The 8868-nt window shown below is 37.3% G+C and carries 4 protein-coding genes; all 4 read right to left on the bottom strand.

The window, feature by feature from the left end; genetic code table 11:
* Positions 1–462 precede the first annotated feature (462 nt).
* Positions 463–1431: a DUF2628 domain-containing protein gene (locus I2484_RS16940; RefSeq protein ID WP_255551540.1), complete on the bottom strand. Its 969-nt coding sequence runs from the start codon at positions 1429–1431 to the stop codon at positions 463–465.
* 120 nt (positions 1432–1551) lie between these two features.
* On the bottom strand, positions 1552–2637 hold the full coding sequence (locus tag I2484_RS16935) for a hypothetical protein (RefSeq protein WP_207152245.1): 1086 nt from the start codon (positions 2635–2637) through the stop codon (positions 1552–1554).
* A gap of 557 nt (positions 2638–3194) precedes the next feature.
* A complete protein-coding gene (locus I2484_RS16930; RefSeq protein ID WP_207152244.1) occupies positions 3195–4616 on the bottom strand; it encodes a flagellin in 1422 nt (473 codons plus the stop codon).
* 392 nt (positions 4617–5008) lie between these two features.
* A complete protein-coding gene (locus I2484_RS16925; protein ID WP_255551539.1) occupies positions 5009–8653 on the bottom strand; it encodes an S-layer homology domain-containing protein in 3645 nt (1214 codons plus the stop codon).
* Positions 8654–8868 lie beyond the last annotated feature (215 nt).

The following is an 8868-nucleotide window of genomic DNA, read 5'->3' as shown; positions in this document are numbered from 1 at the left end:
ACTTTTAGAGATTGGTTGGACACTTTCGGCGGTTGGTTGGACGCTTTTCTAGTTTCCTTGGACACTTCGAGGGTTTTGTTGCACACTCCCCTGTTGGTTGGACACTTTCGGCGGTTGGTTGGAAGCTTTTCGGATTTCGTTGGACACTTCGAGGAGATTCGTTGAATGACCACGCTAATTTTAATTGCACGAGTCTACCGGTACCCACACAATCATGGACAGCGAAAGACGCCCTCCAGCTGATCATTTACTGTGATCAAATGGAGGGCGTCTTCAATCAATACTATAGGGCCTTTGGATACCTACAAGAATCGTTGGTACATCAAGCTCGCAACGCTAATGAGTACCTACACTAATTCCCCTCAGAGAAGACATAATTGTTTACAGCTCGAACTTTCCATTTTAACCGTTAAATCGAAAACAACAGATCTTTTATTTGGCACAAATCCTTATCTTACCTACTCATTCAAACCGAAATGAATCTACAACAAAATCCAACTCAAGTATCATAGTAGACACAAAATCCAAGTCCTCTTGATTTAACGGGTCATGCATTTCTTCATTTGCCTCATCAGCAATCGCCATCGTGTAGGTTTTTTCACCATCATTGGTTATGTATATTTCATCGCTATTTTCCCAGTAACCTTCCTCTAAAACTTCACCATACATAATAATGCTAAATACGTATTGTTCAATTTCTTTCGAGTGGTTTAAATAACTAACATCGATTGTTGCCTCCGAATTACTTTCCCAGGTTCCATGACTAATCTCTATGAAATTGTTCCAACTAATTGGATAATCAAATGAAATCCCATAATCTTCACTTGTATAAGTTGTCAATTCTACGTTACTCTCTCCCTCGGTATAAGAATATACGACCGATTCTAAAACCGCAGAAATCCCTACATACCCGATAAACAACAAAAGCGTTAACCAAAAACCTTTCCAACTACTATCACCACGTTTTCGTACTTTCTCAAGAAGCTCGTCACCTGAAAAGCGCTTTTCTAATTTATTGATTTCCCTTTGAGCAAACTTTTTATATTCAAAATTGCCACCAATACCAAGGGCCGCTGCAATACCGAGGCCGACATATGAGTCAAACCGGTTGGTAGCGGCTCCTACCAAATAGTGTATTACGTCAGCTGTAATAAAAAACAGCAGTATCACTAGTACATGCGTATACATTTTCCGATAACCAAGCCAGAAAAACGTAGCAAAAAAAGCGGCCCAGTTCCATGATCGTCGTTCGTTTTTTGCCCATTTCCCAAAATAATACGACTCTTTATACTCGCCCACAAAAGCTTTCAATAAGTCCGGCGCTTCTGTCTCACTAGGTGCTTCCCTATTACTGCCCAACAGGTTATTTCCACAAGTCCCACAAAATTGATCTTTTTCAACAACCGAACCCCCACAATGAGTGCAATCCATATTCAATCCCCTACCCTACTGGCAAATCAAGTTCATTAACTTGCTCTATATTTAGTCGTACAATCTGTTGAAGTCCTGCATTTATTAAAGTAAACTAAAAAATCCCATCGCCACTCACCTTCACTTAAAACTGTTTAAGGTATCTTCCGCTTCTGAAAGATTCACTCTCGAAGCTTCCCAGCTGAATCCATCTTCATTACCCTTAAGATGATTTTTGTCAATTAATTTAATCATCATGACACTGTCATATTCGCCAGTGGTATAGTGCACTTTCACCTGAAAGTGGTCGTCAAACTGATCTACTGTATAGGCTCCTTCAGAAACAAATCCTACACCTTTTTCAATATAGCTATAGGTGTAATCGTTTCTTAGGATCATGTAGAAGTCATCTAATTCACTCCAATGCCATGCTCCCATTAAGTCACTTTCTGCAAATGCCGATTTGTCTGATTTGAATACATTATCTACTGTGCCATACTCGGGAACCTCGACACTAGAAAGGCCACCTGTCTCCTCATCTATAATCATTTCATCACTATTACTATGGTACTTCAGATTTTCTTCTACTTTTGGTTTCGCTGTTACATTAAGGTCTATTAAGACACCCCAATGTTTGCCAACATACCAAGTGGTATCACCTCGCATTTGATAAAGTTCCAGGTCATATCCGATATTTCCATTGGTACCATCATCTTCGACAGTTGCGTTTATATTCCCTTCGATCCATACTTTTCTCATGTCTCCTACAGGTTTGTCATAGTCTGCGATATTAAAAACATTTTGATCAGAAGTCATATTATTTTCTGTAATACGCCATTCCTTTAACCCAACTTGCTTTGACATCTCTAGCTCAACCAATGCCCTAGTAATCCGTAAAGGATCTGATTCATTAATGATTAAATCATCATTTATTGCTACATAACCTGCTGTTTTATCGCGTGTAGACTCGTTACTTGATGTTTCATTACTTGTTGCTTCTTTATAATTAATTACTCCATTACTACTAGCTGCATCTCCACTCACTAGCATCTTTTCCTTCGAATCAGGCAGTACGAATCCTGCGATAATGAAAGCAACGCCAATAATTACTAATGAGATCATCCCTAAGGAGACTTTATATTTCCCCTTTACAACGTTAAAAATTAGAACACTTAATGAAAGAATAAGTACTGCAAACCCTATTAATATAATGTTTAGATGATCCAATGTTGATATCTCCTTTATTCCATTCATAGATTACTATTCTTTATTATTTAACGCTACTCATCCATCTTTTTCTATGTCCTTATGCCTTCCTCATTTATCTAAACAATCATTTATCTATAAGAAGTGAAGCATTGATTTGATCAATACTCCGACTAGTACATGGTTGAAATTTTATTAGCTATTTCTCTACTCCTCAACTAATAGATATGTAATTGGAGTTAATTGACTATATAGTACCACGCACTAGTACCTGAAATTTAAATAGTTTTTTCTGCCCCCTAACTCGTCAAATTATTTCCATTTCAAGCACTCGTTATTTTCCATCAAAAAAGGTATCTGGCACTAACACAACGCGAAATTGTATCAGAACCAGGTACCCTAAAACTTCTTCCTTGTGCAAGATGAAGTTGACTAATAGTTCACTCAGTTATATATAAATAAATGATTGAGTATTTATTTGTTTATCCATCTCGCATCTATTAAATATGAAACTATAGTGTATTATATTGTCAGAATAGTATTCTGCGCAGCGTACAAAACACAAGAAAACTCCAATGTCATTTCAGTATTTCTAATACCCCTTGATTCATCTGGTTAACTTGTGCAATCATCGCTTGTGAAGCTTGTAATAGAATTTGGTTTTTGGCAAGCTCTGTTGATTCTGCAGCCATATCTACATCTTCTATACGGGAAAGCGCACTTGTTAAGTTCATTTCATAATTCTGCACGTTTCGCAGAGCATGTTCCAACCGGTTTTGGTACGCCCCGTAAAGTCCACGACGCTCACTAATTATGTCACTCGCCTTATCAATTCTGTTCAAAGAATCCATTGCTTCGTCGTATGTTTCCACTGTAAGTGCATCAATTTCCAAGGACGCTGTACGGTTGTCAAACAGGTTGATAACTATTGTCTGTCCTTCATTCGGGCCGACTTGAAGTATTATTGGTTTTTGTGTTTCTACCCGTAAATCAGATGCTTCAATGATTGTTTCAGCGAGACCGGGCGTAATATTCTCAGCCACATCTGCGGGGGTTGCTGGTTTGTATATTTTATCGACAAATGAATAGGAACTATCCGCGCTAAAGTAGTTTTTGTCTCCTGAAAAATGAATCCCAAACAAATAGGACTGAATATTATTCGTCGTTAAATGAGCTTTTATGGTGTCAGGAGTATATTGGCTCTGCACTTCATTCGTTGTATCCGTGAGCAGGACAAAAATCCTATCGCTTCCTGCTCGATAGCCCATACTGCCTTCCTTAGAACCGCCCTGTGAATAGTTCATAATTTCATCATACATTGCGATTGATCCTGCAACAGCATTATGATGTGAATCCATATAATCAATAACAGTTTGCGGATTACTTTGAAGGGGGAGTTGAATATTGGGCTTGGCACTATTTACGCTTACCGTCCCAACCTTCACATCTCCAAATTGAGCTAAATTTGATACAAATGCCCCGATTCCACTTTTGACAAGTCCAATTTCGTCAGTCATCGAACTAGAATCATCAATAAAGAAGACGATGTCAATTGCTTTTCCATGCATTCCGCCAGGAGAAAGAACTGTCGGCGGTTTAAGTACCTTAATTGTATTAAACTCTGTATTTTCTGCGATACCATTAATGGATTCTTTTATTTGGTCAATTTCTTTCTGAATCATCTTTTTATCTTCTAGTGTCAATGTACCATTGGCTGCTTGGATCACAAGTTCTCTCATTCTAATAAGATGCGGGTTCTGAATTTGACCAAGACCTGCCTCGGCAGTTTGAACGAGTGAAATTCCATCTTGTATATTTTTTTCAGCCTTTTGCAACCCTCTAATTTGAGCTTTCATCTTTTCAGAAATCGCCATTCCAGCTGCATTATTTGAGGCATTGTTGATTTGCTTACCTGATGATAGCTTTTGAATACTTTTCATCATGCTCTCATTAACTCTATTGTAACTGTTCAATGTGTTAAGACCGTTTGAGATTTTCATTTAAATCACCTTTACTCTCACCTGTTACTATAGTAGGATATAGTGCTATCAAAAATTTCTAACATTAATTTAGTATAGCATAATTTGTAAGAATAATGGCTGTTTTATAGTTCATATACACCTTGAATAGGCATAGTACTTTTACAAAATTAAAGGTCTGTCTCCATTCAACAAACTAAATCCGTATCAACGATAACTAGTTGTCTAAACTGGGTTAGCACTGGTACCCAAACTTTCATGAAGCATTCTTAGAAAAAGAAAATAGAAAAAGATCCCGCAGAGATTTCTCTCCACAGGATCATATTTCTACCAGTTGCTAGACTTTTGTATTTTGGAATAGCGTATTATTCGATTGTTGCACAGGCACGCACTTAAAACAGAATAGGAAACTCTTATTCCATTTCTATGAACTTATAAAGCATTTTTGCTGCATGCGCTCGCGTAGCATTTTCTTTTGGAGCGAAGACGAATGATCCTTTGTCATCGCGTCCACTAATAATACCGAGCGATGCAGAGAGTCCGACATACTCTTTCGCATAGTCACTGATTAAGGAAGCATCCTTGAACGAAAGGGTGCTGGTTACATCATTTAAACTCGTCGGGTCTCTGTATTGAATTGCCCGGATGATCATGGTCGCCATTTGCTGACGTGTGATTTTTTCATTCGGTTTGAATTCACCTTTTTCCCCTTGTACAATGCCTACACGGTTTGCTGCTTCGATGTCTTGTGCTGACCAATTAGTAGACGAGACATCGGAAAATGTTGCAGCATATGGTTGTTTGGGAAGATTTAATGCCCTTGATAACAATGCAGCAAATTGCGCTCTAGTGATATCATCGCTTGGTGCAAATGTATCTTCGGTCTTTCCTTGAATGATATTCTTCGATGCAAGTACTTCGATATAGTCTGCCGCCCATTCAACCTTCTGATTATGAATGTCATTGAACGTCCTATCGTTTTCGAGTACTGCGAACTTCGAGAAGTGTGTTGTACTGAAAGTAAACATTCCCCGGGCAAGATTTCCGCCAATGTATTCCCAACCGCTATCTTTTTCATTCAAATAAAATGCCGCTACTTTTTCAGCGTTTTTCACTTGTCCGATATTCATTGTAATCGTAATCGGTTTCGTGAAATTAATTACTTTTCGTTCCTTTGTTTCTTTCGTTACGACAATGTTGAAGTCGTAAAGGGAAGATAATAGTGTTTGGCGTTTGCTGATTTTTGGAAGCTTATCAGTGTCCTCCAATACAGAAACTGAAATTTTGATACTTTCCCCATCTGTCACATCGATAGCCTTCAATGTTTCATTCGATATTTGCATCTTCGCACCGTTTGCCGTGATAGCAAGCGGCTTATTGCTGTCGATTATTTGCTTCAGAACTGCTTGATCGATGGTGGCACTTAGCGATTTTACTAGTTCATCCTGTTTAGCAGATAGAGGGATGATAATTTCTTTTTGTTGCTGATTTTTAATTTGATCTACCAAACTTTCTCCGCCAATGATCACTGTTTTATCGCCCGTCACAGGATCGATAACTTCTTTTCCGATTGCAGTATCTGGAACAACCGGCGGGGTTACTGGATTTGGTGTGACAGAACCGCCATTACCTGAATTGCCTGAAGAACCATTAGTACCAGTGGATCCGTTATCACTTAAGCCATCTACGTTTGTGAGTACCGCTACTGACGGACCATTTGTCGTCCAGTTTCCAGCTGCGTTTCCTGCCTGGATCTGGAAATTGTAAATGGTATTTGGAGATAGTTCGGTTACTTCATATACATTTGTAGTTCCTGTCACATTGTGAATCAGTAATCCATCTTTATATATCCTGTATCCCGTTACTCCGATGTCATCCTCGGCCGGTGTCCAACTAAGGGTAGTCACAGTTTTCGTTGTATCACTAGCTGTCAAGTTTTTATCAACTGGCCAAGTAGTTGGATTTGAACCAGTCTGTGAAGCGGCCAAAATGTCTACCATGAAAGTCGCTATCTTATCCTCATATGTCACGGTTAACAACTGTTCTGATTCGACTTCATTACTGTCAAAGCCCGTTACCATATTGTTCATCAATTCGATTATGCTTGTACTTTCATCATCGTATATAGCTGTTACTTCTATCCCAGTTAAGTCCAGTGACTCCGCTACTTTATACTTCGTTTTTTTCGGCAGTTCTGTTACCGCTATGCTATCCAAAACTTTCATCGAATCTGTTCTTGTTACAGTTATCGCGTAGATTTTAGTAGAAACTCCATCCGGGGCAGTTACTTCTACTCTTATTGTATTTCTACCTATTTCAAGGTTTATTTCTTGTGACTCTAGACCACTGGATACAGCTATATCATTTACTTTAATTACAGATTGCTGCTCTACCGCGGTAGGTGTTATGGTTATGCTATTTACTTCATTATCCACACTTGCATCATATTCAGTAGTTTCACTTGTAAAAATAATATCTTGGGTACCTCTACTTAATGTCAAACTACTTAAATCAGCATTCATGCTTTCATTCAGCAATCTAAAGTTCAAATTGTTCACTTTAGCATAAGTATATGAAGTGGAGCCTTCAGAACCCCATATTGTTATACCTTTTCTTCCAAGGAAGTTAGAATCCTTAATCTCAATATTATTATTATAAATTACAACATCGGTTAAATTTTCACACCAATTTGTTGAATCTTGTACAATTAGAGTAACTGAATCTGGTATTATTAATTTCCCCAAATAATTGCAGCTGAAAAAAGCCGAGGATTCTATTGATTCAGTTCCTACCGGTATACTAAAAAACACACTTTGTTTTAAGCGAGGATACTTTATTAATCTTTTACCGTCTATACTGTATAATACTCCGGACACACTTTTCAATTTAGTATGATTTTCTTCCACAAATATATTTTCCCAGCCCTGATGTAAACTATCCCCAAAATCTTGGAGACTATCAGGTATCGTTATTTCCTTTAATAAGTGCCTTGGAAATTGATATATGTCATAAAACGCTCCGAATTCAACTTCTTTTACACCAGACGGAATAATATAACTTTCTTCTTTTTTCCCCATTGGATACGAAATTAACACTTGCATATTTTTGGTGAACAAAACTCCTTCAACACTAGTAAAGTACGAACTATTTGGTTCAACTTGAATACCCTGTAACTTCTCAATTTGAAAATCTGCAGGAAAAGTTTCTAGAGATGCTGGTAAGTTTAAATTTGTTAAATAATGCTCTTTACCATATGTTCCGTAAAACCCTTGATTTGAAATATTCTTTGTACCTTCCGGAACGGAATAATCTGTCCTAGTATTTGCGTAGGGATAGCATATTAATACATCGCCTGCTTTATTAAACAAAACACCATCAATACTTTTATAAGTTTCATTTCCCGGTTGAACTTCTATATTTGCTATTCTTGCCGCTAGGGAATGAATATCTTTAATAGAGCTAACACTGCTTGGGATTTCAATCGTTTTTAAATCAGTACTTCCATTATAAATTGTTGTGGAAAAAGCGTTAAACTCTATTATATTTACACCTTGCGGAACTTGGTACTTAATCTTGGAATTCCCCATAGGATAGGAAATAAGTTTTTCCATGTCTTTTGTGAATAATACTCCTTCTTCACTTTTATAATGATTATTATTTACGTCTACATTTATGTTTTCAACTAAGCCACCATAGAAAATTGATTGATCTATAAATTCAATAGTGCTTGGAAATGTGATGTCTGTAATTGTTGAATAATCATATCCTTCTATATGTGTTACATCTTTCCCATCTATAATGGCTGGTACTTCAACAATTGTTTGGCTCCCTAAATAGCTGGTTATTGTTATTGAGTTATCTTCCTTTAAAATATATTCCCAATCCCCCTGTTTTTTTGACTGGATATTATCACTTGCATCGATAATATCTCTATTTTCTGAACCAGCATTAATATCGATGTCAAACTCATTGTTTACTTCAGCCACAGCAATTGAAGGAGCGATTGTCGTGAAAACCAGTAACACCATACATATCATACGAAATAAAACCGAACTCATCTTCCTCAAATTCTTTCTACCTCCCCTTCATCCAAGCATGACTATCAAAGCATGCCAATACTCTTAATACTAAAGAATCATTATAGGATAATCAACCCGTTTCAAAAATATATTTTGAATAGTCAAACCTTTTATCTTGTAATATATATTCAAAATTTTAGGTACAACTAACCAAATAATTTGTCGTTGTTGCTTTGGACCACTAAGGCTCTATC

Source organism: Sporosarcina sp. E16_8, assembly GCF_017347095.1.
Classification (GTDB): Bacteria; Bacillota; Bacilli; order Bacillales_A; family Planococcaceae; genus Sporosarcina.
Note: the sequence above shows the minus strand (reverse complement) of the source record. Positions and strands in the feature narration are given on the sequence as shown.

Excerpts from the sequence above, each read along its gene's own strand:
- I2484_RS16925 (WP_255551539.1), bottom strand. The coding sequence starts at position 8,653 with ATGAGTTCGGTTTTATTTCGTATGATATGTATGGTGTTACTGGTTTTC.
- I2484_RS16930 (WP_207152244.1), bottom strand. The coding sequence starts at position 4,616 with ATGAAAATCTCAAACGGTCTTAACACATTGAACAGTTACAATAGAGTT.
- I2484_RS16940 (WP_255551540.1), bottom strand. The coding sequence starts at position 1,431 with ATGGATTGCACTCATTGTGGGGGTTCGGTTGTTGAAAAAGATCAATTT.